Annotated in this window: 26 protein-coding genes; 12 read left to right on the top strand and 14 right to left on the bottom strand. The window is 74.3% G+C overall.

Annotation, left to right across the window (positions count from 1 at the left end):
• Nucleotides 1-5: 5 nt before the first annotated feature.
• Genes QWY29_RS04295 through QWY29_RS04275 form a run of 5 tightly spaced genes read left to right on the top strand, consistent with a single transcriptional unit; the run spans nt 6 to nt 6,271 of the window.
• Nucleotides 6-1,466, top strand: a complete 1,461-nt coding sequence (locus QWY29_RS04295; protein ID WP_300959419.1) for a pyridoxal phosphate-dependent decarboxylase family protein — start codon at nt 6-8, stop codon at nt 1,464-1,466.
• Nucleotides 1,463-2,761, top strand: a complete 1,299-nt coding sequence (locus QWY29_RS04290) for a lysine N(6)-hydroxylase/L-ornithine N(5)-oxygenase family protein (protein ID WP_300959418.1) — start codon at nt 1,463-1,465, stop codon at nt 2,759-2,761. Before QWY29_RS04295 ends, QWY29_RS04290 begins: the two co-directional genes overlap by 4 nt.
• A complete protein-coding gene (locus QWY29_RS04285; protein WP_300959417.1) occupies nt 2,758-5,127 on the top strand; it encodes a GNAT family N-acetyltransferase in 2,370 nt (789 codons plus the stop codon). The genes QWY29_RS04290 and QWY29_RS04285 overlap by 4 nt, the downstream gene beginning before the upstream one ends.
• Nucleotides 5,124-5,675, top strand: coding sequence for a 2'-5' RNA ligase family protein (locus tag QWY29_RS04280; RefSeq protein WP_300959416.1), 552 nt, complete (start codon nt 5,124-5,126; stop codon nt 5,673-5,675). The genes QWY29_RS04285 and QWY29_RS04280 overlap by 4 nt, the downstream gene beginning before the upstream one ends.
• Nucleotides 5,672-6,271, top strand: a complete 600-nt coding sequence (locus QWY29_RS04275) for a pentapeptide repeat-containing protein (RefSeq protein WP_300959415.1) — start codon at nt 5,672-5,674, stop codon at nt 6,269-6,271. Before QWY29_RS04280 ends, QWY29_RS04275 begins: the two co-directional genes overlap by 4 nt.
• Here QWY29_RS04275 and QWY29_RS04270 read toward each other — a convergent pair.
• Nucleotides 6,268-6,828, bottom strand: a complete 561-nt coding sequence (locus QWY29_RS04270) for a TetR family transcriptional regulator (protein ID WP_300959414.1) — start codon at nt 6,826-6,828, stop codon at nt 6,268-6,270. The two genes, QWY29_RS04275 and QWY29_RS04270, sit on opposite strands and share 4 nt — an antisense overlap.
• Before the next feature lie 102 nt (nt 6,829-6,930).
• On the opposite strand from QWY29_RS04270, the gene QWY29_RS04265 reads away from it, so the two are divergent.
• The 5 genes from QWY29_RS04265 (at nt 6,931) to QWY29_RS04245 (ending at nt 11,670) form a co-directional block, all read left to right on the top strand.
• Complete coding sequence (locus QWY29_RS04265) at nt 6,931-7,539, top strand: biotin transporter BioY (protein WP_300959413.1); 609 nt, start codon at nt 6,931-6,933, stop codon at nt 7,537-7,539.
• Between the two features lie 3 nt (nt 7,540-7,542).
• A complete protein-coding gene (locus tag QWY29_RS04260; protein WP_300959411.1) occupies nt 7,543-8,253 on the top strand; it encodes an energy-coupling factor ABC transporter ATP-binding protein in 711 nt (236 codons plus the stop codon).
• A 7-nt stretch (nt 8,254-8,260) separates the two neighbouring features.
• A complete protein-coding gene (locus QWY29_RS04255; RefSeq protein WP_300959409.1) occupies nt 8,261-8,872 on the top strand; it encodes a CbiQ family ECF transporter T component in 612 nt (203 codons plus the stop codon).
• Nucleotides 8,873-9,302: 430 nt separating this feature from the next.
• Nucleotides 9,303-10,565, top strand: a complete 1,263-nt coding sequence (locus tag QWY29_RS04250) for an HNH endonuclease signature motif containing protein (protein WP_300959408.1) — start codon at nt 9,303-9,305, stop codon at nt 10,563-10,565.
• Between the two features lie 181 nt (nt 10,566-10,746).
• A complete protein-coding gene (locus tag QWY29_RS04245; RefSeq protein ID WP_300959407.1) occupies nt 10,747-11,670 on the top strand; it encodes an NADP-dependent oxidoreductase in 924 nt (307 codons plus the stop codon).
• Between the two features lie 37 nt (nt 11,671-11,707).
• Here QWY29_RS04245 and QWY29_RS04240 read toward each other — a convergent pair whose 3' ends face one another.
• Genes QWY29_RS04240 through QWY29_RS04225 form a run of 4 tightly spaced genes read right to left on the bottom strand, consistent with a single transcriptional unit; the run spans nt 11,708 to nt 14,952 of the window.
• Nucleotides 11,708-12,367 carry a hypothetical protein gene (locus QWY29_RS04240; protein WP_300959406.1) on the bottom strand — a complete coding sequence of 220 codons (660 nt, stop codon included), beginning with the start codon at nt 12,365-12,367 and terminating at the stop codon, nt 11,708-11,710.
• A 37-nt stretch (nt 12,368-12,404) separates the two neighbouring features.
• Complete coding sequence (locus QWY29_RS04235; RefSeq protein WP_439117391.1) at nt 12,405-12,989, bottom strand: GNAT family N-acetyltransferase; 585 nt, start codon at nt 12,987-12,989, stop codon at nt 12,405-12,407.
• Nucleotides 12,983-14,374 (bottom strand): amidase, encoded by a 1,392-nt coding sequence (locus tag QWY29_RS04230; RefSeq protein ID WP_300959404.1) that lies wholly within the window; start codon nt 14,372-14,374, stop codon nt 12,983-12,985. Before QWY29_RS04230 ends, QWY29_RS04235 begins: the two co-directional genes overlap by 7 nt.
• Before the next feature lie 26 nt (nt 14,375-14,400).
• Nucleotides 14,401-14,952: an NAD(P)H-dependent oxidoreductase gene (locus QWY29_RS04225; protein WP_300959403.1), complete on the bottom strand. Its 552-nt coding sequence runs from the start codon at nt 14,950-14,952 to the stop codon at nt 14,401-14,403.
• Nucleotides 14,953-15,058: 106 nt separating this feature from the next.
• Between QWY29_RS04225 and QWY29_RS04220 the strand changes: the two genes are divergently transcribed.
• Nucleotides 15,059-15,664, top strand: a complete 606-nt coding sequence (locus QWY29_RS04220) for a TetR/AcrR family transcriptional regulator (RefSeq protein ID WP_300959402.1) — start codon at nt 15,059-15,061, stop codon at nt 15,662-15,664.
• On the opposite strand, the gene cimA is transcribed toward QWY29_RS04220, so the two are convergent.
• The 9 genes from cimA to QWY29_RS04175 form a co-directional block, all read right to left on the bottom strand.
• Entirely contained in the window at nt 15,645-17,237 is a 1,593-nt protein-coding gene (cimA, locus tag QWY29_RS04215; protein WP_300959401.1) for a citramalate synthase, read from the bottom strand. The genes QWY29_RS04220 and cimA overlap by 20 nt on opposite strands.
• A gap of 205 nt (nt 17,238-17,442) precedes the next feature.
• Entirely contained in the window at nt 17,443-19,047 is a 1,605-nt protein-coding gene (locus tag QWY29_RS04210; protein WP_300959399.1) for a serine/threonine-protein kinase, read from the bottom strand.
• Between the two features lie 97 nt (nt 19,048-19,144).
• Nucleotides 19,145-20,209: an iron-siderophore ABC transporter substrate-binding protein gene (locus tag QWY29_RS04205; RefSeq protein ID WP_300959398.1), complete on the bottom strand. Its 1,065-nt coding sequence runs from the start codon at nt 20,207-20,209 to the stop codon at nt 19,145-19,147.
• A 74-nt stretch (nt 20,210-20,283) separates the two neighbouring features.
• The gene (locus QWY29_RS04200) at nt 20,284-21,171 is read right to left on the bottom strand and encodes an ABC transporter ATP-binding protein (RefSeq protein ID WP_336621821.1); all 888 of its coding nucleotides are present in this window, start codon (nt 21,169-21,171) and stop codon (nt 20,284-20,286) included.
• Between the two features lie 23 nt (nt 21,172-21,194).
• Nucleotides 21,195-22,286, bottom strand: a complete 1,092-nt coding sequence (locus QWY29_RS04195) for a FecCD family ABC transporter permease (protein ID WP_300959397.1) — start codon at nt 22,284-22,286, stop codon at nt 21,195-21,197.
• Complete coding sequence (locus QWY29_RS04190; protein ID WP_300959396.1) at nt 22,283-23,395, bottom strand: FecCD family ABC transporter permease; 1,113 nt, start codon at nt 23,393-23,395, stop codon at nt 22,283-22,285. Before QWY29_RS04190 ends, QWY29_RS04195 begins: the two co-directional genes overlap by 4 nt.
• Nucleotides 23,396-23,484: 89 nt before the next feature.
• Nucleotides 23,485-24,570, bottom strand: a complete 1,086-nt coding sequence (locus QWY29_RS04185; RefSeq protein ID WP_300959395.1) for a branched-chain amino acid aminotransferase — start codon at nt 24,568-24,570, stop codon at nt 23,485-23,487.
• 109 nt (nt 24,571-24,679) lie between these two features.
• Complete coding sequence (locus QWY29_RS04180) at nt 24,680-25,771, bottom strand: 3-isopropylmalate dehydrogenase (RefSeq protein ID WP_300959394.1); 1,092 nt, start codon at nt 25,769-25,771, stop codon at nt 24,680-24,682.
• Nucleotides 25,772-25,782: 11 nt separating this feature from the next.
• Nucleotides 25,783-25,908 (bottom strand): hypothetical protein, encoded by a 126-nt coding sequence (locus QWY29_RS04175; RefSeq protein ID WP_300951678.1) that lies wholly within the window; start codon nt 25,906-25,908, stop codon nt 25,783-25,785.
• A gap of 439 nt (nt 25,909-26,347) precedes the next feature.
• On the opposite strand from QWY29_RS04175, the gene QWY29_RS04170 reads away from it, so the two are divergent.
• On the top strand, nt 26,348-26,917 hold the full coding sequence (locus QWY29_RS04170) for an O-methyltransferase (RefSeq protein ID WP_300959393.1): 570 nt from the start codon (nt 26,348-26,350) through the stop codon (nt 26,915-26,917).
• The last annotated feature ends 81 nt before the right edge of the window (nt 26,918-26,998 follow it).

Raw genomic sequence — 26,998 nt, 5'->3', positions numbered from 1 at the left:
GGCCCGTGCCCTTTGCCTCGGCCGCCGGCGACACCCGGCACCTGTTCCACCCCGCCCACCTCGACGAGTTCCTCGCCACGATGCGGCTCGGGCTCGACCACCTCGCCGGCGCGCTGCGTGACCAGGACGCCCGCTCGGGCCCTGCCACCGGCGTGCTGCCGGAGCAGGCGGCGAAGAGCGTCGTCGACGTCGACCTGGACCGCCCGCTCGGCGACGCCGGCGCCGCGCTGGCGGAGATGAGCCGGGTCTGGCTCGACGACGCGGTGTGGTTCCACGACCCGTCGTACGTCGCCCACCTCAACTGCCCGGTCGTCGTGCCCGCCCTGCTGGCCGAGCTGTTCGTCTCCGCGGTCAACTCCTCCCTCGACACCTTCGACCAGAGCGTCGGGGGCACCTTCGTCGAGCGGCACCTCATCGACTGGACCGCCGGACGGATCGGCTTCGGCCCGACCGCCGACGGCGTCTTCACCAGCGGCGGCACCCAGTCCAACCTCCAGGGGCTGCACCTGGCCCGCGACGCCGCCCTGGCGGCCGGCCACGCCGCCGCGGACCTGCGGGTGCTCGCCTCGGCCGACGGGCACTTCAGCGTGCAGAAGGCCGCGAAGCTGCTCGGCCTCGCCCCCGACGCCGTCGTCACCGTCGCGGTCGACGCGGACCACCGGATGGATCCGGCGGCGCTGGGCTGCGCGCTCGCGGGCGTCCGGGCCGCCGGGCTGGTGCCGATGGCGGTCGTCGCGACCGCCGGCACGACCGACTTCGGCGCGGTCGACCCGCTCCCGGCCGTCGCCGCGCTGGCCGAGGCGCACGGCGCGTGGCTGCACGTCGACGCGGCGTACGGCGGCGGGATGCTCGCCTCCGCCCGGCTGCGGCCACGGCTCGTCGGCATCGAGCGGGCTGACTCGGTGACGGTGGACTACCACAAGACGTGGTTCCAGCCGGTCTCGTCCAGCGCTCTGCTGGTCCGTGACAGCCGGCACCTCGGGCACGTCACGTGGCACGCGGACTACCTCAACCCCAAGGACGCCGCCCACCCCAACCAGGTCGACAAGAGCCTGCAGACCACCCGCCGCTTCGACGCGCTGAAGCTGTGGCTGACGCTGCGGGTGATGGGGCCGGACGTGATCGGCGGCTACGTCGAGGACGTCGTCGACCTCGCCACCGCCGTCGGCGAGCGGCTGGCCGAGCACCCCGAGCTCGAGCTGGCCGCGACGCCGCAGCTCTCGACCGTGGTCTTCCGCTACCGGCCGACCGGCCTCACCGAGGACACCGCCGACCTGCTCGCCGGGCGGATCCGCTCGACGCTCTACGAGCGCGGCACCGCGATGGTGGCGGCCACCAAGGTCGACGGCCGCTGCTGGCTCAAGCTGACGCTGCTCAACCCGATGGCGACCCTCGACGACGTCCTCGCCGTCACCGACGCCGTCGCCGCGATCGGTCGTGAGCTCACCGCGGAGGTGGCCGCATGAGCGCTCCCCGTGGCACCCACGTCCACGGCGTCGTCGGCATCGGGCTGGGCCCGTTCAACCTCGGGCTCGCCTGCCTGGCCGAGCCGGTGGAGGACCTCGACTGCGTCTTCCTCGAGGCCCGCGAGACGCTCGCCTGGCACCCCGGGATGATGCTCGACGACGCGACGCTGCAGGTGCCGTTCCTCGCCGACCTGGTGACGATGGCCGACCCGACCTCGCGCTGGTCGTTCCTGAACTACCTCAAGGAGACCGGCAACCTCTACCCCTTCTACATCCGCGAGTCCTTCTACCCGCTGCGCCGGGAGTACGACGACTACTGCCGGTGGGCCGCCGAGCGGCTGGGCTCGGTGCGCTTCGGCCGGGCGGTCACCTCGGTCGAGCACGACGGGGCGACGTACGTCGTCACCACCGCGCGCGGCGAGACCTTCCGCGGCCGCAAGGTCGTGCTCGGCACCGGCACGCAGCCGCGGGTGCTGCCCTGCGTCCGCGACGCCGGCGGGCCGGCGGTCCACACGGCCGACTACCTCGCGCACAAGGCCGAGCTGCAGCGGCAGCCGCGCATCACGATCGTCGGCAGCGGCCAGAGCGCGGCGGAGGTCTACCACGACCTGCTCTCGGAGAGCCCCGACCACGACTACGAGCTGGTGTGGCTGACGCGCAGCCCGCGGTTCTTCCCGATGGAGTACACCAAGCTCACCCTCGAGCTGACCTCGCCGGAGTACACGTCGTACTTCCAGGGCCTCCCCGGCGAGACCCGCGAGCGGCTCCTGCGCGAGCAGCGCTCGCTCTACAAGGGGATCAGCGGCGACCTGGTCGACGCGATCTTCGACCTGCACTACCGGCTGCGGGTGCAGGGCGACGGGCCGCGCACGACGATGCTGACCAACACCAGCGTCGTGGACGCGACCTGGGACGGCACGGCGTACACCCTCGGCCTGCACCACGACGAGACCGCCGAGGACTTCTCCGTGCGCACCGAGGGGCTGGTGCTGGCGACCGGGTACGCCGCCGGCGTCCCGGCCTTCCTCGACCCCGTCCGCGACCGGCTGCGCCTCGACGAGCAGGGCCGCTACCTCGCGTCGGCGACCTACGCCGTCGACCGGGCCGGGTGCGAGGTCTACGTCCAGAACGGCGAGGAGCACACCCACGGCTTCGTCGCGCCCGACCTCGGGATGGGCGCCCACCGCAGCTCGGTGATCATCGCAGCGCTGACCGGCCGCGAGGTCTACCCCGTCGAGAAGCGGATCGCCGTGCAGTCCTTCGGCGTCCCCGACCACCTGCGGAGCGTGCCGTGAGCGACCCGCGCACCACCCTCGAGCCGCTCGACCTCGACCGCGACCTCGCCCTGCTGCACGCCTGGGTCACCCACCCCCGCTCGGCCTTCTGGCTGATGCAGGGCGCGAGCGTCGCCGACGTCCGCGAGGAGTACGCCGCCGTCGCGGCCGACCCGCACCACCAGGCGTGGCTGGGGCGGGTCGACGGCGAGCCGGCGTTCCTCGCCGAGACCTACGACCCGGCGCTCTCCACGCACTCGCCGCTCCGCGACCTGTCCGACCTGCGTCCCGGCGACCTCGGGATGCACGTGCTCGTCGCGCCGCCGACCGGCGACCCGGTCCCGGGGTTCACCCGCCGGGTCTTCGGCGCGGTGCTCGACCACTGCTTCGCCGACCCCGACGTGCGCCGGGTCGTCGTCGAGCCGGACGCCCGCAACGCAGCGATCCGCGCGATGAACACCGCCTTCGGCTTCCGCGAGGTCCGCTCCGTCCACCTGACCACCCCCGTCGAGAAGGAGGCCGTCCTGTCCGTCCTCGACCGCCCCACCCCGCCCGCGGCGACCGCTCCGCCTGCCGACTTCTCCGCGGACCACCTGACCCCCGACCACCTGGCCCGCGCCCAGCGCCACCTGGTGACCAAGGCCATCTCCGAGCTCTCCCACGAGCGGCTGCTGTCGCCGGCGCCGGTCGGCGACCCGCACGAGGGCCGCTGGGAGCTGGTCGCCCCCGGCGGTCGCGCGCGCTACACGTTCCGCGCCGAGCGGCTCGCGCTCGAGCACTGGGCGGTCGAGCCGGCCAGCGTGGAGCGCACGGTCGACGGGTCGCCCGCGCCGCTGGACGTGCAGGACCTGGTCGTGGAGCTGACGCCCCTGCTGGGCATCCCCGACGGGCTGCTGCCGACCTACCTCGAGGAGCTCGCCGCCACGCTGGCCTCAGCGGCCTGGAAGCTCGAGCACTCCACGCTCGGCGTCGACGACCTGCTCGCGGCGCTCGACGGCCCGGCCGCGACGGGCTACCAGGTGGTCGAGTCGGCGATGACCGAGGGCCACCCGGGGTTCCTGGCCAACAACGGGCGGATCGGCTTCGGGGTCGACGACCACGCGGCGTACTCCCCCGAGGCCGGCGCCCCGGTCCGCCTCGTCTGGGTCGCCGCCCGGCGCGAGCACGCCCGGCTCTCGCTGTCGGCCGACCTCACCGAGGAGCAGCTGTGGGACACCGAGCTCGACGACACCACGCGCGACGGCTTCGAGAAGCGGCTGCGCGACCTGGGGCTCGACCCGGCCGACTACCTCTACCTGCCGCTGCACCCCTGGCAGTGGCGGTCGAAGGTCGCGGTCACCTTCGCCCCCGACGTCGCGCGCCGCGACCTGGTGCCGCTCGGTGAGGGGCCGGACGGCTACCAGGCGCAGCAGTCGATCCGGACGTTCTTCAACACCAGCCGGCCCGAGCGGCACTACGTGAAGACGGCGCTCGCGGTGCAGAACATGGGGTTCCTGCGCGGGCTGTCCCCGGCCTACATGGGTCCCACGCCGGCGATCAACGACTGGGTCGCCGACCTCGTCGAGGCCGACCCCGAGCTGCGGGCGTGCGGCTTCTCCGTGCTCCGCGAGCGCGCCGCGATCGGCTACACCGGCGACTCCTACCACCGGTTGGCGGACAGGGCCGGCGTGCGGTCGCCGTACCAGAAGATGCTGGCCGCCCTCTGGCGCGAGAGCCCGCTCCCCCGGCTCGCCGAGGGCGAGCGGCTGGCCACGATGGCCTCGCTGCTGCACCGCGACGGCGACGGGCGGGCGTTCGTCACCGCGCTGGTCGAGCGGTCCGGGCTGTCGGCGACGGAGTGGGTGCGGCGGTGGCTCGACGCCTACGTCCGGCCGGTCGCGCACTGCCTGGTCGCGCACGAGCTGGCGTTCATGCCGCACGGGGAGAACCTCGTCCTCGTGCTCCGCGACGGCGTCGTCGACCGGGTGCTGATGAAGGACGTCGGCGAGGAGGTCGCCGTCATGGACGACCAGCCGCTGCCGCCCGCGGTCGAGCGGATCCGCGCCGACGTGCCGCAGGACGTGCGGGCGCTGGCGCTGCACACCGACGTGCTCGACGGGGTGCTGCGGCACGTCGCGGCGATCCTGCACCGCGACGGCGTGCTGGCCGAGTCGGCGTTCTGGGGCGAGGTGCGCGACTGCCTCGTGCGCCACCGCGACGACCACCCCGAGCTGGCGGAGCGGCACGCGGCGTACGACCTGCTGCGCGCGGAGTTCCGCCACAGCTGCCTCAACCGGCTCCAGCTGCGCAACACCCTGCAGATGGTCGACCTCACCGACCAGGCGGAGTCGCTGATGTACGCCGGCACGCTGGCCAACCCCCTGGCGGTGGTTGACTCCGGGGCGTGACGTGGCCGGGGCACAGCGTGCTGCAGGTGCCGGTCCAGCCGCTGGAGGGCTTCGTGCGGGGCCGGCACGCGCACTACGACCCCGCGTGGGTCTCCGCCGACGCCGCCTTCGTGCACGCGCACGTGACCGCGCTCGGTCCGTGGCTCGCCGAGCCGTCGCCGGTCGACCTGGCCGCGGTCGCGGAAGTGGCGGCGTCGGTCGAGCCGTTCGCGTTCGTGCTGGAGCGGGTGGCGACGTTCGACAGCGGCATCGTCCACCTCGTGCCCGAGCCGGACGGGGGGTTCCGGACGCTGACCGCGCGACTGGCCGAGGCGTTCCCGCAGTGTCCGCCGTACGCCGGGGAGTTCGCGCCGGTCCCCCACCTCACCCTCGACCTGCGCTCGCCCGAGGTCTCGGAGGAGTCGACCCGGGCGCTGCTCGGCGACCTGGTGCCGGCTCACTGCCGGGCGGACTTGCTGGACCTCGCCTGGTACGAGGCGGACGGCTGTCGGCTCCTCCACCGGTGGCCGCTCGGCCGTCGGAGCCCTGTGCTTGGCTCGGCACCGTGAGCAGCTCCGAGGACGTCGAGGACCAGCACCTGCGCGAGCTCGACCTGTACGGCGAGGACCTCGGCGCCGTGCGGTACGTCGGCTGCACCTTCACCGACGTCGACCTCACCGACGCCCGGACGGCCGGGGCGGTCTTCGAGCGGTGCACCTTCCACGGCGGCCGGTTCAACGCCTCCACCCACGTCTCGACCGCCTTCGTGGCGTGCGAATTCCGGCGGGTGTCGTTCTTCGACGCGACCCTCGAGGGCTGCAAGCTGACCGCGTCGGTGTTCAGCGAGTGCACGCTGCGGCCGCTGCGCGTGGTCGGCGGGGTGTGGCGCGGCGTGACCCTGCGGGGCACCCGCCTGGCAGGGCTCGACCTCACCGGCCTGGACCTGCGGGAGGCCGACCTGTCGCTGTCGGACCTGACCGGCACGGTGCTCCGCGACTGCCGGCTCGACGACGCGCTCCTGCGCGAGACGGTGCTCGACGGCGCGGACCTGCGAGGGGCGACCCTCGACGGGGTCGACCTCACGACGGCTCGGCTGCGGCGTACGAAGCTGGACCTGGCGGGTGCCGTCCACCTCGCCGAGCTGCACGGGGCCCTCGTCGACTAGCGCCGCGCCGCGGTCCGGGCCTTGATGCCGTCGACGACCAGGCCGACGCCGACCTCGAGGTCCGAGCCCTCGCGCGGCTCGTCGTCGATCGCGCCGGCGCTGCCGGCCTGCAGGTGCGTCTGCTCGTCGGTGGTGTGGCCGAAGACGAGGTGCAGCAGGGTGCGGGTGGCGGCGCGGACCAGGTCGCCCGGCGCCCCCGAGCCCGCGACCGCCTCGGCCAGGGCGCGCTCCGGGGCCTCGGCCCCGAGGCCGAAGGCGTGGACGGTGGCGACGACCTCGGCCCCGTCGCGGTAGGCGAGCATCGCGTCCCGCAGCTCCAGGCAGCGGGCGAGCACCCGGTCCTCCCAGGGGCCGGTCGGGGCCGGGCGCGCGCCGCGGGCGAGCAGCTCGTCGGCGACAGCGGCGAGCAGGACCTGCTTGCTCGGGAAGTGGTGGTAGAGCGCGCTGGGCTGGACGCCGAGCTCCTTGCCGAGCCGCCGCATGGTCAGGTCGCCGAGCCCGTGGGTGTCCAGCACCCGCAGGGCCTGGTCGACGACGTCGGCGCGGTGGTTGCGCACGTCACTGGCTCCTCCCCGTTGACCTCCGGACGGGCCGACCCTAACCTGAACGCCGTTCACCTGACCAGCGTTCAGGTCGCGCCACCTCCGAAGGACTCCTCGATGACCATGACCGACCCGACCGCGTCCGTCGCCACCCCGCGCCGCCGGCTCACGACGACCGACCTCGCGCTCGTCGCGGCCTTCGCCGCGCTCATCGCCGCGTGCGCCCTCGTCGGTGGGATCCCCGTCGGCGGCGCCGGGGTCGAGATCACCCTGCAGACCTTCGGCATCCTGCTCGCCGGCTGCGTGCTCGGCCCGACCCGGGGGTTCCTCGCGGTGCTGCTCTACCTCGGCCTCGGCGCGATCGGGCTCCCGGTGTTCTCCGGCCGCGAGGGCGGGCTCGGGACCTTCACCGGGCCGACGCTGGGCTACCTCTGGTCGTTCCCGCTCGTGGCGGGCCTCGCCGGCCTGCTCGTCAGCCGGGTCGCCGGCCGGGTGCGGAAGTCGCGGGCGTTCTGGGTGTTCTGCTGCGCCGTGCCGGGTGTCGTGGTCAACCACCTCCTCGGGATCGTCGGCATGAAGTACTGGTACGACGTCCCGTGGTCGGTCGCCTGGGGCTACGACGCTCCGTTCTGGGCCGGCGACGTGCTCAAGGCCGCCCTCGTCGCGCTCGTCGCGGCCGAGGTGCACCGGGCGTTCCCGCAGCTGCTGCACGGCCGCCGTCGATGAGTCGTGGCTGAGCCGCCGGTGCGGATCGAGCTCGACGCCGCCTCGGTCGTCGTCCCGACCGCCGAGGGCGACCGGGTCGTCCTCGCGCCCACCACGTTGACGCTGACCGAGCAGCGGGTCGGCGTCGTGGGCGCCAACGGGTCGGGCAAGTCCACCCTCGCGCGCCTGCTCAACGGGCTCGTCGCACCCACCGCCGGGCGGGTGCTGGTCGACGGCCTCGACGTGGCGCGGGCGGGCAGCGCCGTACGTCGTCGGGTGGGGTTCTGCTTCACCGACCCCTCCGCGCAGCTGGTGATGCCGACCTGCGTGGAGGACGTCGAGCTGTCGCTGCGACGCTCCGTGCGCGACCCCCGCCCGCGGCGGGCCCGGGCGCTGGAGGTGCTCGCCGAGCACGGGCTGGCCGACCACGCCGACACCTCGGTGCACGCGCTCTCGGGCGGGCAGAAGCAGCTGCTCGCGCTCGCCGGCGTGCTGGCCACGTCGCCGGAGGTCCTGGTCGCCGACGAGCCGACGACGCTGCTGGACCTGGCCAACTCCCGTCGGGTGGCCGACCTGCTGTTCTCCCTCCCCCAGCAGCTCGTGCTCGTCACCCACGACCTCGACCTGGCCCGCCGCTGCGACCGGGTGGTCGTCGTGCTCGACGGGGCCGTGGCGCACGACGGCGCGCCCGACGCCGCCGTCGACCACTACGTCGCCGCGGTGACCGGCCCGTGAGGTCGTCGTGAGCCAGGTGCTCCTCGTCGGCACCTACCGGCCCGGGCGGACTCCCCTGCACCGGCTGCCGGTCGGGCCGAAGGTGCTGCTCCTCGCCGTCTTCAGCCTCGTCGTCGTGCTGCTCCGGTCGCTGCCGGCGTCGGGGGTCTGCCTCGCGCTCGTCGTCGCCGCCGCCCTCGTCGGGCGGGTGCCGCTCGGCGCCGTGCTCCGCGCGGTGCGCGGCCTCGCCGTGCTGCTCGTCGTCGTCTCGGCGGTGCAGTGGTGGGTCAACGGCCTCGCCCGCGCCGCCGAGACCACCCTCGACCTGGTCGCGCTCGCCGTTGCCGCCCTCGTCCTCACCACCACGACCCCGGTCAACGCCCTCCTCGACGCGATCGTCCGCTGGCTCGGCCCGCTGCGCCGGCTCGGCGTCGACCCCGAACGGGTCGCCCTCGCCTTCTCCCTCGCCATCGCCGCCCTCCCCGCAACGCTTGCCCTCGCCCTCGAGACCCGCGACGCCGCTCGCGCCCGTGGCCTGGGCCGCCACCCCCGCGCCTACCTCACCCCCTTCGTCGTCCGCGTCGTCGCCCGCGCCCACGAGACCGGCGACGCCCTCCACGCCCGCGGGCTCGGCGACTGATCTTCCGCTGGTCGAGAAGCGAGTCCTCGCGAGCGTCGACGAGACCCCCGGCGGCCGAGCTTCGGGGTGCGGGCCGTGGGTGGTCGCGGTGGGGGCAGCGATGAGGGACAGGTACGCCGTGGCTCGCGCGCCGCCGCCGGCCTCCGGCTGGTTGAGGAAGGCGCACAGCGCCTGTCTCGAAGCCGAGCGTCGCCGAAACTCCCGGCAGCCGGCCTTCAGCCTCCGGGTCGTGGGTGGTCGCGGTGGAGGCAGCTATGAGGAGAGGTACGCCGTGGGTCGGGCGCCGTCGCCGGCCTCCGGTCGGTTGAGGAAGGCGCTCAGCGCCTGTCTCAAGACCCGCCGAGAAACTCGTCGAAGTTGCTGTCCGAATAGTGGTCTGACCTGGGGAAACAGCCCCGGGACTGTCGGTGGTCGCTGCTTGAGTAGAGCCATGGCCAAGGACTCCCGACACCACGCGCACCCGGTGTGCCGCGCGGTCGCGAAGTCCCGCAAGAAGACCCGCTCGGCCTGCGCCTCCCAGCTCTGGCAGCTCTCCGACCGCGAGGTCGCCGCGACCCTGGTGGAGGCCACCCGGCTGCGCGCGCAGGTCGAGGCTCTCGAGCTCCGTCTCGCCGCGGAGGCGGACCGGCGAGGGATCGGTGACAAGGTCGGCGCCACCGACACGGCGTCGTGGTGGTCCCACGAGACCCGTCAGGACCGGCCGGCCACGAAGCGGCGGATGCGGCTGGCCGAGTCGCTGGACCGTCACGCCCCGACATCAGCGGCGCTCGCGGAGGGTGCGATCAGCGTCGACCACGCCCGAGTCATCACCGACTGCATCGACAAGCTTCCCGACGACCTGCCCGACCCGACCATCCCGGAGCGGGCCGAAAGACACCTGCTCAACGAGGCGCTCGACCGCGACCCCAAGACACTGGCCGTCCTGGCCAAGCACGTCCTCACCGTCATCGCACCCGAGATCGGCGAGGAACGCGACGCCCGCGCCCTGGAACGAGAAGAGCGCGAAGCGCGCGCCAACGCCTGGCTCACCATGTGTCCCGACGGCAAGGGCTCGGTGCGCGGAAAATTCTCCATCCCCACCCTGCACGGCGAGATGCTCAAGAAGATGCTGCTCGCGTTCGCCGCACCCAAGCACCAAGCCGCGGTCAAGGGCGAGGAGGCGACGGAGGTGCTCGAGCGCCGGCCGTCTCCCGAGCGGATGGGCGACGCGTTCTGCGAGCTCCTCGAACGCCTCCCCGCCGACAAGCTGCCGAAGCTCGGTGGCCTCAACGCCTCCGTCGTCGTCCTCATCGACTACACCGACCTCACGAGCGAGACCGGTCGCGCCACCCTCGAGTCCGGCGCACCCATCACCGCCTCGCTCGCCCGGCGGATGGCCTGCGAGGCCGGCCTCCTCCCCGCCGTCCTCGGTGGGAAGTCAGAGCTCCTCGACCTCGGCCGCACCGCCCGCCTGTTCTCCGGCGCTCAGCGCCGCGGGCTCGCGATCACCCAGCAGACCTGCACCGCCACCGGATGCGACTGGCCCGCGCACCTCTGCCACGCCCACCACGACGACAGCTGGCTCCACGGCGGGAGGACAGACCTCGCCAACGGCCGCCTGCTCTGCCCCCGCCACCACGCCCGCATCCACGACCCACGCTTCGAGACCACCCACCACCCTGACGGCGGCGTCTCGTTCCACATGCGGACATAGGTCGGCCCGCTGCTCGACCAGCGGGTCGGTCTCGTCGACGCTCGGTCTCGAGACGGCGCTGGCGCGCTCCTCGACCCACCGGCCAGGGCACGCCGCTCGACCAGCGGCGGCGCGGGACGGCGCATGGGGGTGGGGTGGGCGGGCACCGGCCGGGGACCAGACGACGTGAGAGAGGGACGACGTGCGAGCAGCGGTGTACGACCGGTTCGGTGGGGCGGACGTGATCGAGGTGCGCGAGGTCGACGACCCCCCGGTGGGACCGGACACCGTGCTGGTCCGGGCGCGGGCGACGAGCGTGAACCCGGTGGACTGGAAGGTCCGCGAGGGCTACCTGCAGGGCGCCTACCCCCACCACCTGCCGATCATCCCCGGCTGGGACGTCGCCGGCGTGGTCGAGGCCGTCGGCCCCTCGGTGCGGACCGGGCTGAGGCCGGGCGACGAGGTCTACGCGTACGTCCGTCGCGACGACGTCTGCTTCGGCACCGCCGCCGAGCTGGTGCCGGCGCCCGAGCGGACCGTGACCCGTAAGCCCGTGAACCTGTCGTTCGAGGAGGCCGCGGCGATCCCGCTGGCCGGGTTGACGGCGTACCAGCTCGTCGTCGAGGCGCTGGAGGTCGGCGCCGGCGACCGGGTGCTGGTGCACGCGGCGGCGGGCGGCGTGGGCCAGTTCGCCGTGCAGATCGCCAAGGCGCGCGGCGCGACCGTCATCGGCACGGCGCGGCCCGACAAGCACGACCACCTGCGCAGCATCGGTGTCGACGAGCTCGTCGACCACACGCAGGGGCCGGTCGGCGCGCAGCTCACCGCCAAGGCGGATGCCGTCGTCGACCTCATCGGCGGCGACGCCCTCGAGGACGCGCCGAACCAGGTCCGCGACACGGCCCGCGTCGCCTCCGTCGTCGACGCCGAGACGGTGCTGGGCATGGGCGGTCACTACGTGTTCGTCCGGCCCGAGCGCGACCACCTCGACGCGCTGCGCGCGATGGCGGAGGACGGCACGCTGCGGGTCGACCTCGCCGCGACGTACCCGCTCGAGCGCATGGGCGACGCCCACCGCGCCAACGAGGACGGCCGCACCCGCGGCAAGATCGCCGTCACGATCTAGCGGCGGCCCGACCTGACGGCGGCTCGACTGGTCCGGCTCACCCGGTCCAGCTCCGGCGGCGTACGTCGACGGAGCGGCCGTCGTCGGTCGTGATCGTCAGCGGGGCGAGCTGCAACGGGTCCCAGCGGTCGTCCCACGGGCCCTGCTCGTGGAACACCGTCCACCCCGGCAGCACCTGGTCGCTCGCGCCGGTCGCCGGCCGAACGGGCGACGAGCCCTCGCCGACCGTGACCGCGACGTCGCCCGGCACGGCGCCCACGACCCGGAAGGTCCCATCGGGCATCCGCTCGCCGCCGTAGAGGTGCATGGCGTCGCCCTCCGGCGTCGAGGTGGTGATCGTGCGGAGGACGCGGTCGCCGTCCCGCAGCCCGACCGCGACGGCGGCCGGGGAGCCTGCGGCGTACAGCACCTCGTCGTACGGCCCGACCCGCCTGAGCACGACCACCTCACCGGCCACCGGGCCGTCCTCCCACTCCCCCACCTTGTCCGAGCCACCGGGCAGCGGCAGCTCGGCGCGCTCGCGACCGGGCGCCTCGGGCGCGGCCGACGACGACGCGGCTGGGGTGGACGCGGGAGCCTCCGGCGGCGCCGTCGGTTCCGAGGCGGCGCCGCCCGACGAGCCGCACGCAGCGAGGGTGGCGAGCGAGGCGAGGGCCGCGGCGGCGGCCAGGGTGCGGAGACGTCCCGAGGCGGTCATGCCGGTGGGACGGCGCGCCGTCCGGAGAAGTTGCCCGTCACCAGACGTCCCCGTCCCGCCAGTCGCACGCGAGCGGCGCGCCGAGGTCGATCGGCGGGGTGTGGGGCGCCGGGTCGCCGAGCAGCACGAAGACCGAGCCGTCGTCGTCCGGAGTCCGCCGCGGACCCGTCGGGCCCAGGACCGAGGTCGGCCCGCGCCACGGCACCCAGCCGCGGGCGGCGTACAGCGGGACGCCGTCGTCGGACGCCCCCAGCGCGAGGACGTCGTACGCCGGCGCGAACGCCTCCAGCGCGGCCATGACCGCAGCCGCGTACCCCCGGCGTCGGTGGCCGGGGTGGGTGGCGACGGCCTCGACGTACCCGCAGCGCAGCGAGCGGGCGTCCGGCCCCGACCCGAGCAGCAGCCGCCGCGGCACCAGCGACCCGTGCGCGACCAGCAGCCCGTCGACCCGGACCAGGGCGTGCATGCCGCCCAGCGCGTGCGTCCAGTCGGCGTCCTCGAACGCGTCGTCGTCCGAGACAGGTTCGCCTGAGACGGGCTCGCCGAAGGCGACGTCCATCAGCGCCCGCGCGTCGGCCAGATCGGCCGGGTCGAGCTGCGCCGTGTGCGCGACCCTCACCATCGCGGCGGCCGGCGGTGCGCCCACGGGGCCGCCTCCTCGACCTGGGCGGCGACGGCGAGCAGCAGCTCCTCCTCGGCCGGCCGAGCCGCGAGCATCACGCCGACCGGCAGCGCGTCCGCGGCCTGGTGGAGCGGGAGGGAGACGGCGGGCATGCCGGTGACGTTCCAGGCCGACGTCCACGGCGTGAACCGCTTCTGCGCCTCGAAGTCCGCTGCCGGGTCGGCGTCGTCGCGCAGCGCCCCGACCGGCAGCGGCGGCGCGGCCACCGTCGGGGTCAGCACCAGGTCGTAGGGCGCCAGCGACTCCAGCGCCTGGGCGGCGTGGCGGCGCATCCCGCCGATGGCGAGGCCCAGCTCGGGCCCTGTGACGGCCTGCCCACGCTCCGAGAGCCAGCGGGTCAGCGGGCGCAGCAGGTGCTCGCGGCCCTCCGGCGCGGCCGACATCGCGGTGAGCACCGCCCAGCAGGTCTCGAAGACCGGCACCGCCTCGCGCGGCAGCGGGACGGCGACGTCCTCGACCTCGTGGCCCAGCGACTCGAGCAGCCGCGAGGCGTCCTCCCAGGCCTGCACTACCTCGGGGTGCACCTCGGTGTCGGCGATGACCGGCTCGACGAAGCGCGCCACCCGCAACCGGCCCGGCGGCCGGTCGCACGCGGCGAGGAACGTCCCCGAGGGCGCCGGGGCCCACGACGGGTCACCCGGTCGCCGGCCCGCGAGCACGTCGAGCAGCGCGGCCGCGTCGCGCACGGTGCGGGCGATCGGTCCGGGCGTGGCCAGGCCGACGGGGTCGCCGTGCATCGGCGCCCCCGAGACCCGCCCGCGCGACGGCTTGAGCCCGACCAGGCCGCAGCAGGACGCGGGGATCCGGATCGACCCGCCGCCGTCGGAGCCCTGCGCGACCGGCACCAGCCCGGCCGCCACCGCCGCGGCGGCCCCGCCCGACGACCCGCCCGCCATCCGCGACCGGTCCCAGGGCGTCACCGCGGCCGGCCGGCCCTCGGGCTCGGTGTAGCAGGGCGAGCCGAACTCCGGGGTGCTGGTCTTGCCGAGGCTCACCAGCCCCGCCGCCTCGAGCGACAGCACGACCCCGTCGGAGGTCTCGGGCACGAAGTCGTCGTACGCCGCCGAGCCGAACGTCGTGCGCACGCCCGCCGTCGGGTTGAGGTCCTTGACCGCCGTCGGCACACCGGCCAGCGGCCCGGGTGCGGTGGCCGCGGACTCCGCCCGCGAGCGGGCCTGCTCGGGCGTGAGCGTGACGAACGCGCCGACCGTGTCGAGACGGTCGGCGCGTCCGAGGTAGTGGTCCACCAGCTCGCGGCTCGAGACCTCCCCCCGACGCACGAGAGCTCCCTGCTCGAGGGCGGTCAGGTCGTGGAGGTCGGCCATGGGGCCGACGCTAGTGCGCCGTTCGCTCAGGCGGCGGTCGAGGGGGCGGCCTCGTAGGCCACCAGCGCGGCGAGCGCGCCGCGCAGCTTGCCGAGCACCTCGTCGTCGTGGAGGACGTCGACCTCGACACCCGGCTGCGACACGGTGACGTCCTCGAGCACGACGGCGCCGGCGACGTTGGCGGAGCGGTTGGCGTCGGCGTGGGCCCAGCGACCGCCGTACGGCGTGGGCGTGGTGCCGACGACCGCGAACGGCTTGGCGACCAGCGCGCCGGCGCCGTAGGGGCGCGAGAGCCAGTCGATGGCGTTGTTGAGGACGGCCGGCATCGTGCCGTTGTACTCCGGGGTGACGACCAGGACGCGGTCGGCCGCGGCCACCTGGCGGCGCACGTGGGTGGCGGCCTCGGGGGCGGTCTCGCCGTCAATGTCCTCGTTGTAGAACGGCAGGTGCTCGAGGCCGTCGACGATGTCGAGGACGACGCCCTCGGGGGCCTCGGCGGCGAGCAGCTCGGCGATCTTGCGGTTGAGCGAGTCGGCGCGGAGGCTGCCGACGAGGACGGCGACGCGGGTCTGGGACATGGGTGCTCCTGAGGACGGTGATCGGACGGTCAGCAGCCCAAACGGACCATGGTCCGTTTCTATTCCCGTCCCCGGTCGAGGGCCCGGTCCCTACAGTGGCGGCACCATGTCCGACCCCGTCCTCCTCCCGCTCCTCGGCGGTCCCCCGCCCGAGCGGCGCGACGCCGCGCGCAACCGCGAGGCGTTGCTCGTCGCGGCCCAGGAGCTGGTCGACTCCTGCGGCGTCGACCACGTGACGATGGAGGCGGTCGCCGCGCGCGCCGGGGTCGGCAAGGGCACGGTCTTCCGCCGGTTCGAGTCCCGCGAGGGGCTGATGGCCGCGCTGCTGGACCGTTCGGAGACCGTCTGGCAGGCCGCGGTCATCTCCGGGCCTCCCCCGCTCGGCCCGGGCGCCGACCCCATGGAGCGGCTCCTGGCCTTCGGCCGGTCCCGGCTGACGACGACGATGCGGCACGCCGAGCTCATCCGCGCCGCGGGACGCGCGGGCTCCAGGTCGTACGCCGCGTGGTCGTTCACCGCGATGCACGTGCGGTACCTGCTCGGCGAGCTGCACGTCGCGGGCGACCTGCCGATCCTCGCCACCGCCCTGCTCGCCCCGCTGGAGGTGCCGGTGCTCGAGCAGCAGCTGAGCGTGGAGGCGTTCCCGCTCGAGCGGGTCGCCGCGGGCTGGGAGGACCTCGCCCGCCGGGTCGTCAGACCCCCTGGCGCCTGAGGCCGAACGTCAGCCCGTCGACCAGCGCACCCCACGACGCCTCGATCACGTTCGCGCCGACGCCGACCGTCACCCACGACGACTCGCCGTCGGAGGTCTCGATGAGCACGCGGGTGATCGCGTCGGTGCCGTGGCCCTGGTCGAGGATGCGCACCTTGTAGTCGATCAGCTCGAACTTCGCGACCTCGGGGAACGCCTGCCCGATCGCCGCGCGCAGCGCCTGGTCCAGCGCGTTGACCGGTCCGTTGCCCTCGCCGGTGACGACGTAGCGCACGCCCGCCGCCCGCAGCTTGACCGTCGCCTCGGAGAGCGCCTCGTCCGCCGGTTTGGAGTCGGTGATGACCCGCCACGACTCGACGTCGAAGTAGGACGGCCGCGCCCCCTCGACCTCCTCGAGCAGCAGCAGCTCGAACGACGCGTCGGCCGCCTCGAAGGTGTAGCCCCGCGACTCCAGCACCTTCACGCGGTCGGTGATCCGGGTGATGAGCTCCTTGCCCTCGGGCGTGCCTGCGTCCAGCTCGAAGCCGAGCTCGCGCCCCTTGAGCTCGATCGAGGCCCGGCCGGCCATGTCGGAGACCAGCAGCCGCATGTCGTTGCCGACGCCCACCGGGTCCATGTGCTGGTAGAGGTTCGGGTCGACCTTGATCGCGCTGGCGTGCAGGCCGGCCTTGTGGGCGAAGGCCGACGTGCCGACGTACGGCTGGCGCGACGCGGGCGGCACGTTGGTCACCTCGGCGACGGCGTGCGCGATGCGGGTGGCGTCGCGCAGCAGGCCCGGTGGCAGGACCGCGCGGTCCAGCTTGAGCTCGAGGTTGGCGACGACCGTGACCAGGTCGGCGTTGCCGGTGCGCTCGCCGTAGCCGTTGATGCAGCCCTGCACGTGGGTCGCGCCCGCCTCGACCGCGGCGAGGGTGTTGGCGACCGCGCAGCCGGTGTCGTTGTGGCAGTGGATGCCGACCCGCACGCCGGTCGTCTCGACGACGTCGTGCACCACGTCGGAGACCCAGGTCGGCAGCATCCCGCCGTTGGTGTCGCACAGCGCGACCACCTCGGCGCCCGCCTCGTACGCCGTGCGCAGCACCTCCAGCGCGTAGGCCCGGTTGGCGCGGTAGCCGTCGAAGAAGTGCTCGGCGTCGAGGAAGACCTGCTGGCCCTCCTCGCGCAGGTGGCTGACGGTGTCGCGGACCATCGCGAGGTTCTCCTCCAGCGTGGTCCGCAGCGCCAGCTCGACGTGGCGGTCGTGCGACTTGGCCACCAGCGTCACGACGCCCGCGCCGCTGTCGCGCAGCGCGGCGACCATGGGGTCGTCGGCCGCCCGTGTCCCGGCTCGGCGCGTCGCCCCGAACGCCGCGAGCCGCGCATGCTTGAGGTCCAGCTCGTGGGCGGCCCGGCGGAAGAACTCGGTGTCCTTGGGGTTCGCCCCCGGCCACCCGCCCTCGATGTAGCCCACGCCGAGCTCGTCGAGCTGCGCGGCGATCGACAGCTTGTCGGCGACGGAGAGGTTGAGCCCCTCCTGCTGGGCGCCGTCGCGCAGCGTCGTGTCGTAGACGTGGAACGAGCCGTGGAGGTCCATCGGGTTGTCTCTTCCGTGCTGGCGTGCGTGGCTGGTGCGGGCACAAAAAAACCTCTCGGGGTGCGAGAGGTCGGCGCGTCGAGGGGTCTCGACGCGCTAGCGAATGATGATGCGGGCGTGCTGCACGGGTTCATCGTGTCACGGGTGTCCGCTGCTCGGGACGCTCGTCTCAGCACCCGGGCCGCCGAGGGGTCGACGGCCGGGCTCAGCGGCTGCCGAGGATCCCGCCGTCGCCGGTGAGCGAGAGGCCATCGAACGGGCGGCTGTCGTCGGGCGCCCACGACGTGCCGGAGGCCTGCACGAGCGCGCCGAGACCACAGGCCACGATCGCGACCAGCACCAGCCCGCCCAGCCAGCCGCGGACGCTGCGACCGGCGGGGTCGACGACCCGCGACAGCGGGCCGCGCACGCGGGAACCGCCGGGGCCGAGCCACAGCGCGGCGGCCAGCAGCGTGCCGCAGACGAACAGCGTCGCCGGGATCGAAGCCGCGACGGCGTAGCAGAGCAGCGCGCCGGCGATCGCCAGCCCGAGGCTCCACAGCAGCAGGACGACGGTGCCCGGGATCGAGCGGACCAGGTCCCAGGGGGCGCCGAGGAGCAGCAGCGGGCCGTCGTACCACCGCCGCCCGCGCAGGCGCCGCCGGTCGCCGGCCTTGCTCGCGGCCAGCGAGCCGCTGCGCAGCAGCCAGACGAGCAGGAGCACCAGCGTCGTCGCCACCCAGGGGTACGCCGCGAAGCCGGCGCCGACGGCGAGCGCGCCACCGACGAGCAGCGTGCCGCGGCGGAACCGCTCGGCGAGGGACGGCCGCGGGACGACGTACTCCGCGACGTCCCACTCGTGGACGGTCGGCTCGTCGCCGGCCACCCGCGCGTCGTGGTCGACGAGGGTCTCGAAGGGCCGCGTGTGGGTGCTGTCGACGTCGGGCCGGTCCAGCATCACCGGCAGCGTCTCGACGGCCGGCTCGAGCACCGGCCCGGGCTCGGGCTCCAGCACCGGCGGCGGGACGCGGCGGCCGCGGCCGACCTGCGGCCGCAGCCACGCGAGCAGCTGGTCGAGCGTCGGGCGGCGGCCGGGCTCGGGGTCGAGCGCGGCCTCGACGACGGCCGCGAGGTCGTCGGGCAGGCCTGAGACGTCGTGCTCGCCCCGGCGCACGCGGTCCATGATCGCCATCGCGGGGCCGCGGCCGAAGGGCGGGCGGCCGGTGCCGGCGTACACGACCGTCGCCGCCCACGAGTGCACGTCGGAGGCGGTCGTGGCGTCGTCGCCGTAGAGGATCTCCGGCGCGAGGTAGCCCGGCGTGCCGAGCAGCCAGCCGGTGTGGGTGAGCTTGGGGTCGTCGGCGACGCGGGCCAGCCCGAAGTCGATGAGGATCGGGGTGCGGCCCTCCATCAGCACGTTCGACGGCTTGACGTCGCGGTGCAGCACCCCGGCCGCGTGGACCGACGCGAGCCCCTCGGCCAGCGAGGTCGCGAACCAGACGAGGTCGGCGCCCGTGATCGGGCCCTCCTCGACGACGTGGTCGTGCAACGACAGGCCGGGGACGTAGCGGGTGGCGACGAACGGCACGACCGCCCACGGGTCGGCGTCGACGATCTCCGCGACCCACCGCGAGCGCACCCGCGAGAGCGAGCTGACCTCGCGGGCGAGCCGGTGGCGGGCCTCGTCGTCGCCGACGATGTGGGGCCGCAGCACCTTGAGCGCGACGCGGTCACCGGCCGGGTTGCGGGCCAGGTGGACGACACCCATGCCGCCCTCGCCGATCTTGGTGAGGAGCGTGTAGTCACCCACCACGGCCTGCTGCGTCGTCACCGGGGCAATCTACTTGTCACCGGGCCCCAGAACGCGTCGACCGCGCCCGGAGCACCGGACGCGGTCGACGAGGTGGAGCGGGTCGAGCAGGTGGGGGTCAGCCCGCGGCGTCGGCCTTCTCGACGGCCGGGACCAGCACGTCGATGAAGTCCTCGAGGCCCCAGGTCAGCGACAGGGCGGTCGGCGGCGAGACCGACGAGACCAGCGAGGCACCCGTCACCTCGGCCACGGTGCCGTCGCGGAACTGCGACATGGCCTTCGCGCCCGCGCTCCCGGCGACGGTCGCGGCGGCGTCCTCGTCGGGGGCGTAGGAGACCAGCACGTCGGAGGTCAGCTTGTCGGCCTCCTCGGTGGAGATCGTGTAGTAGAACGTCGTCTCCTCGGTGTCGAGCTCGTCGACGCTCGGGGCGAGGGTGAAGCCGAGGTCTTCGAGGAACTCCACGCGCGGGTCGGCGCCGCGGTAGACGTAGAACGCCTGCGGGTCGATGGCCACGGCGGCGATGCTCTTGCCCTCGAACTCCGGGTGCGCCTCGGCGGCCTCGGCGACCTGCGCGTCGATGTCGTCGAGCAGGTCGGAGGCCTCCTGGCCCTTGCCCAGCGCCTCGCCGACGGTGGTGATGACGTCGCGCCACGGGGTCGCCCACGGCTGGTCGGGGTAGGCGACGGTCGGGGCGATCTTCGAGAGCTTCTCGTAGTCGGCCTCGGTGATGCCGGAGTAGTTGGCCAGGATGAGGTCGGGCGTGGTGGCCGCGATCTCCTCGATCGGCGGCTCGGCGGTCTCGCTGAGCAGGGCCGGCTCCTCGCCGCCGAGCTCCTCGATCGCCTCGGACTGCCACGGCATCCGCTGGTCCTCGTCGGCGCCGTAGGAGTACGCCGGCATCGCCACGGGGGTGACGCCGAGCGCGAGGACGGCGTCGCCGCTGCCCCAGCCCCAGGTCGCGACCCGCTCGGGCTGCTCGGTGATCTCGGTCTCGCCGAAGGCGTGCGTGATCGTGACCGGCTCGAAGGACTCCGCGGCCGGGCTGTCGCCGCCGCTCGCCTCGTCGTCGGAGTCCGACTCCGAGCCGCAGGCCGCGAGAGGCAGGGCGAGCAGGAGCGCGCCGATCGGCAGGGCCAGGCGGGAGACCCGGCGGCGCCGGGTCAGGGGACGAAGGGACGTCACGTCCACTCCTCATGGTGCGGGACCGGCCGAGATCCGGTCGAACGAATTTAGGTGAGGCTCACCTTACACACGTCTCAGACGGCGGTGTCGAGCGCACGTCCGCGGCGGACGGCACGGCGGCCCACCGGCACCACCAGCGGCGAGCCGGTCACCGGGTCCGCCACGACCTGGGCGTCCAGCCCGAACGCCTCCTGGACGCAGGCGGCGTCGAGCACGTCGGCCGGCGCGCCCTCGCGCAGCACCCGCCCCTCGCACATGACGACGAGGTGGTCGGCGTACCGCGCCGCGAGGTTGAGCTCGTGCAGCACCATGACCACCGTCGTCCCGCGCTCCTCGTTGAGCTCGGCCAGGAGCTCGAGGACGTCGACCTGGTGGGCGATGTCGAGGTACGTCGTGGGCTCGTCGAGCAGCATGATGCTCGGGTCCTGGGCGAGCATCAGCGCGACCCAGACCCGCTGGCGCTGGCCGCCCGAGAGCTCCTCGACGCGGCGACCGGCGAGGTCCTGGGTGTCGGTGAGCGCGAGCGCCGTGGCCACCGCGTCCGCGTCGGCGGCGCTCCAGCGGCGGAAGGCGCCCTGGTGGGGGTGGCGGCCGCGGCCGACGAGGTCGGCGACGGTGATCCCCTCCGGTGCCACCGGCTGCTGCGGCAGCAGGCCCAGCAGGCCCGCCACCTCGCGCGGACGCATCCGCTGCACGTCGCGCCCGCCGAGCTCGACCGTGCCGGACGTGGGCTTGAGGATGCGACCGAGGCCGCGCAGCAGCGTGGACTTGCCGCAGCCGTTGGCGCCGACGATGACCGTCACGGCCCCGGCGGGGATCGCCAGGTCGACGCCGTGCACCACGGTGCGCTGGTCGTAGGCCAGCGAGACGCCGCGGGCCACCAGGCTGACCGGGTCGTGGTGCTGCAGCGCGTCCACGGGCAGGTGCGCGACGGGCGTCTCCGGGTCGGCGACGAGGCTCACGGGTTCTCCTTCGGTCGGTGCCATCAGGCGGTCCGGGCGCGTCCACTGGCCATCAGCCAGATCAGGTAGGGGCCGCCCACGGCGCCGGTGACGACACCGACGGGGACGGTCAGGTCGGCGGGCAGCAGGTGCTGGGCGACGACGTCGGCGCCCACGACCAGCACGAGGCCCACCAGCGCCGCCTGCACGAGCGCGAGCGTGCCGTCGCCGAGCAGGCGGCGGGCGACGGGGGCGGCGGTGAAGGCGACGAACGCCACCGGGCCGGCCGCGGCCGTCGCCACGCAGGCCAGCGCGACACCGAGCGCGACGACGCACGCGCGGGTCACCTCCGGGCGCAGGCCCAGGCTGCCGGCCTGCTCGTCGCCGAGCAGCAGCAGGGACAGCCCGCGGGCGACCAGCGCGACGAGCGGCAGGAGCACCACCAGCGCCACCGCGAGGGTGCGCACCAGCGACCAGTCGGCCTGCCCGAGGCTGCCGGTCATCCACAGCAGGGCGAGCTGCGCCTCCTTCACGTCGCTGCGGGTCAGCAGGTAGCCGATGACGCTGGTGCACACGTAGGCGACGCCGATGCCGGCCAGCACGAAGCGATGCCCGGTCATCCCGCCGCGCCACGCCACGGCGTACAGCAGCAGGCCGACGAGGGTCCCGCCGGCGAGGGCGGAGAGGGGTACGACGAAGCCGCTGGTGGCACCGACCGCGAGCAGCGCGACGACCGCACCGGCGCTGGCGCCCTGCGAGATGCCGATGACGTCGGGGCTGGCCAGCGGGTTGCGCAGCACCGACTGGAACAGCGCACCAGCGAGGCCGAACGCGACGCCGACCAGCACGCCAAGCACCAGCCGCGGCAGGCGCAGCTCGACCACGATGAACCGGGCCGCGCCCTGGTCCTCCCCCGCGAGCGTGCGCAGCACCTCGGCGACCGAGAGGCGGTAGTCGCCCAGCATCAGCGCGGCCACCGAGACCACCACGGCCAGGGCGAGGAGGACCGTCGTCACGACGAACCGGCGCCGCAGCCGTCGCCGGCGGGAGGCCCGCAGCCCCGCGCCCGCGGCTCGGTGCCGCTCGTCGCGGTCGGGCAGGTCGGGGCTGGTCCGGGCGAGGGACGGGGCGCTCATGCCGCCACCGCCCGCGAGCGGCGGACCAGGGCGATGAGGACCGGCGCGCCGATCACCGCGACGACCAGGCCGGCCTCGAGCTCGGAGGGCCGCACGACCAGGCGGCCGGCGACGTCGGCGGCCAGGAGCAGCACCGGGCCGAGCAGCGTGGAGAGCAGCACGATCCAGCGATAGTCCGGGCCGACGACCGCCCGCGCGACGTGGGGCACGACCAGGCCGACGAAGGCGATCGGGCCGACCAGCGAGACCGCGGAGCCGCACAGCAGCACGACCGCGGTCACGATGAGGAGCCGGCCGCGCACGACGTCCTGGCCCAGCCCGCGGGCGACGTCGTCGCCGAGCGCGAGCGCGTTGAGCACCCGGCCCGCGGCGAGGGCCAGGACCAGGCCGACCACGACGAACGGCAGCACCGGGCCGAGCACGTCGAGCGGCCGGTTGGCCAGCGAGCCGACCTGCCAGAAGCGGTACTCCCCCAGCGTCCGGGTGTCGGTGAGCAGCACGACCGTGATGACCGAGGTGCACGTGGCGGTGAAGGCCGCACCGACGAGGGCGAGCTTCACCGGCGTGACGCCCTCCCACCCGAGCGAGGCGGCGCCGTACACGACGACGGCGGCGACCGCCGCCCCCGCGAAGGCGAACCAGAGGTAGCCGGAGGTGGAGCCGATGCCGAAGCCGGCGATCGCCACGATGACCGCGAGCGAGGCGCCGGCGTTGATGCCGAGCAGGCCGGGGTCGGCGATCGGGTTGCGGGTCACGCCCTGCATGAGCGCCCCGGCGGCGCCGAGGGCCGCACCGCCGACCAGGCCGATAAGCGTCCGCGGGACCCGCAGGTCGCGCACGACGAGGTGGTCGTTGTCGCCGGCGACCGGTGCGACCAACGCGTCCCAGACCGCCGACGGCGCGACGTCGCGGGCCCCCCACACGAGGCTGGCCAGCGAGACGAGCAGCAGGCCGACGACCAGGAACGCCACGGCGACCGGGCCCGAGATCCTGCCCGAGCCGCTGGCCGAGCCCCCACCCGAGCTCGGCCCAGGAGGACGGCCGGACCCGGACGGGTCGGTGCGGTTCGGGCCGGACGGAGGCGTGGCGGGCTCGAGCACGACGCTCACGCGCGGCCCCCTCACCCGGTCGGTCGCGCCCGGCGCGCGACGTACTTAGGTAAGGGTAACCTCCGCTGCCACGGCGCGACAGCCGTCGGTCAGACGATGCGGTGCAGCCACCCGAAGGTGTCCTCGGCGCGGCCGAACTGCACGTCGACCAGCGCCTGGCGGACCTTCATCGTCAGCTCGGTCTCCGGCGGCGCCGGGACCTCCCCGCCGTCCCACCTCAGGCCGCCGACCGGCGTCACGACCGCGGCGGTGCCGCAGGCGAAGATCTCGCGGATGGCCCCGCTCGTGACGCCCTCGCGCCACTCGTCGATCGAGAAGCGACGCTCCTCGACCTGGTGGCCGAGCTTGCCGGCCAGCTCGATGATGCTGGCCCGGGTGATGCCCTCGAGGATCGTGCCGGTGGCGGGGGTGACGATGCGGCCGTCGTCGTAGACGAAGTACATGTTCATGCCGCCCAGCTCCTCGACGTACCTACCCTCCTGGCTGTCGAGGAAGACGACCTGGTCGCAGCCCTGGGCGATCGCCTGCTGCTGCGCGACGAGCGAGCTGGCGTAGTTGCCGCCGGTCTTGGCCGCGCCCATGCCGCCGCGGCCGGCGCGGGTGTACTCCTCGGTCAGCCACAGGGTGACCGGCTTGACGCCGCCCTTGAAGTAGGAGCCCGCGGGGCTGGCGATGACCATGAACGTCACGTGCTGGGAGGGGCGGACGCCGAGGAACTTCTCCGAGGCGAACATGAACGGCCGCACGTAGAGGCTCTTCTCCCCCGTGCCCGGCTCGGTCGTCGTCGGGACCCAGCGCTCGTCGACGCGGACCAGCTCGTCGACCGCGGCGATGAAGTCCTCGACCTCGAGCACGGGCAGCGCCAGGCGGTGGCTGGAGCGCACCATGCGCTTGGCGTTCTCCTCCGGCCGGAAGGACCAGACCGAGCCGTCGGCGTGGCGGTAGGCCTTCATGCCCTCGAAGGTCTCCTGCGCGTAGTGCAGGACCGCCGTGGCGGGGTCGAGGCTGATCGGGCCGTAGGGCTCGATCCGCGCGTCGTGCCAGCCGGCGTCGGGGGTCCACTCCACGGTGAACATGTGGTCGGTGAAGTGCTTGCCGAAGCCGGGGTCGGCGAGGATCTCGGCGAGACGGTCCTCGGCGACGGGGTGCTCGTTGCGCGTCGTGCGGATCTGCATGGGGGTCACGGTAGTCCTCGGGGAGCTCGGGCCGGCGGGGCCGGGTCGGGTGGACCGGGTGGGGTCGCGGGACGCCGCCGGCTCGAGCTGTGCGCCCGAGGACCGGCGGTCAGCCGGCTACTCGCGCGGCGACCGCGTCGCCGACCTGCGAGGTCGTGCGCGGCGTGGCGGGGTCACGCTCGGCGAGGTCGGCCACGACGGCGTCCTCGATGACCTTCGCTGCGTCCGCGTGGCCGAGGTGGTCCAGGAGCAGCGACGCGGACAGGATCGCGGCGGTCGGGTCGGCCTTCTGCTGGCCCGCGATGTCGGGGGCCGAGCCGTGGACCGGCTCGAACATGCTGGGCGCGGTCCGGTCGGGGTTGACGTTGCCGGAGGCCGCGAGCCCGATGCCGCCGGTGATGGCGGCGGCCAGGTCGGTGATGATGTCGCCGAAGAGGTTGTCGGTGACGACGACGTCGAAGCGCTGCGGGTCGGTGGTCAGGTGGATCATCGCCGCGTCGATGTGCATGTAGTCGGTGGTGACGTCCGGGTGCTCGGCGGCCACCTGCTCGAACAGCCGCCACCACACCGAGCCGGCGTTGACGAGCACGTTGGTCTTGTGGACCAGGGTGAGCTTCTTGCGCGGACGGCGCTCGGCGCGCGCGAACGCGTCACGCACGACCCGCTCCACGCCGTACGCCGTGTTGACCGACACCTCGGTGGCCACCTCGTGCGGGGTGCCGACGCGCAGCGCGCCACCGTTGCCGGTGTAGGGGCCCTCGGTGCCCTCGCGCACGACCACGAAGTCCACCTCGCCGCGGCCGGTCACGGCGTCCGAGAGCGGCGAGACGCTGCCCGGGAAGATCCGCGAGGGGCGCAGGTTGACGTAGTGGTCGAGCTCGAAGCGCAGGCGCAGGAGCAGGCCGCGCTCGAGGATGCCCGGGGGCAGGTTCGGGTCGTTCGGCTTGCCACCCACCGCGCCGAGCAGGATCGCGTCGTGGTCGCGGACCTCCGCCAGCACCGAGTCCGGGAGCACCTCACCGGTCGCGAGGTAGCGCTCGGCGCCGAGGTCGTAGCGGGTCTGCTCGAACTTCACGCCGTCGGGCGAGGCGACCTCGAGGACCTTGAGGGCCTCGGCGGTCACCTCCGGGCCGATGCCGTCGCCGGGGATGACGGCGAGCCGGACCGTGCCGCTGGTGGGGCTGGTGGTGTGGGTGGTCATGGGGCCGGACGTTAGTTGTCGTCGGGGCGCTGGCCGCCGTTGTCCCGCAGGTCGAGAGAGCGCTGGACCGCCTCGTGGCTGCGGGGGTTCTCCGGGTCGTGGCTCGCGGGGCCCCACTCGGGATACATGTCGTACATCGCTGGTTCTCCTCGTGTCGTCTCGGTGACGGCCGCTGCGGACGGGTCGTCCCGCGGCTGGCCGTCTCGGGGTGGGTGTGGTGCTGTCCCGGGAGACGCCGCCACGGAGGAGCGGCCGGCCCACGGGTCGCGTGGGCCGAGGAGACCGACAGGGATGCGGATCGCGCACGTGCTGGGGCTGATCCGCCGCGGTGGCGTCTTCGGGTCGTGCAGCTCTCGATCGAGAGGGGGTGAGGCCCGGGAGCAAACGCCGACCACCGCGGCGAGAGGGGCCTCACGGTGCAGTGGTTACTGCTGGGCCTCGCCGCGGCGCTCGATGAGTACGAAGACGCTCCGCATGATGGGCCGAGGCTAGACCCGCCCTCCGCGACCGCGCCACAGGTATCACCGAACCGTCCGCGATCCGAGACGACCGTCCCGGGATGGGAGACTCCCCGGCATGAGCGCGCCGCCCGACCTGCCCGACGTGGTCTCCCGTGCGTTCGCGGTCTCGCGCCGCTCGGGCTACGTGTCCTTCTGCCGCAACGAGACCGGCCGGCTGCTCGCCACCCTCGCCGCGACCCGCGGCGGCACGATGGCGGAGTTCGGCACCGGCTGCGGCGTCGGCACGGCCTGGCTGCGCTCCGGGGTTCGCGGCAGCGACACCCACATCGTCACCGCCGAGCTCGACCCCCGCCTGGCCGGCGCCGCCGCCGAGATCTTCGTCGACGACCCCCAGGTCGAGGTGCTCTCCGCCGACTGGTCGACGCTGCTCGACAAGGGGCCGTTCTCGCTGCTGTTCCTCGACTCCGGCGAGCCCACCGAGGTCGGCGTCGACGCCGTGGCCGACCTCGTCGAGGAGGGCGGGATCGTCGTGCTCGACGACTTCACCCCCTGCGAGCTGTGGCCCCCGGTCGCCGACGGCCGGGTCGACACCCTCCGCGAGCAGTGGCTCACCGACGACCGCTTCACCGCCGTCGAGGTCATGGTCGCCTCCGACGCCTCCACCCTCATCGCCACCAAGCGGTAGCCGGCTCCTCCCCGCCCCGCGACCGGGCTCGGGCCCGCCGGGGTCGGCCAGCCGGGACCAGCTGGGCGAGCGCGGTGGCGG

The sequence above is a fragment of the Nocardioides abyssi genome, from assembly GCF_030412915.1.
In the GTDB taxonomy this organism is placed as follows: Bacteria; Actinomycetota; Actinomycetes; order Propionibacteriales; family Nocardioidaceae; genus Nocardioides; species Nocardioides abyssi.
Note: the sequence above shows the minus strand (reverse complement) of the source record. Positions and strands in the feature narration are given on the sequence as shown.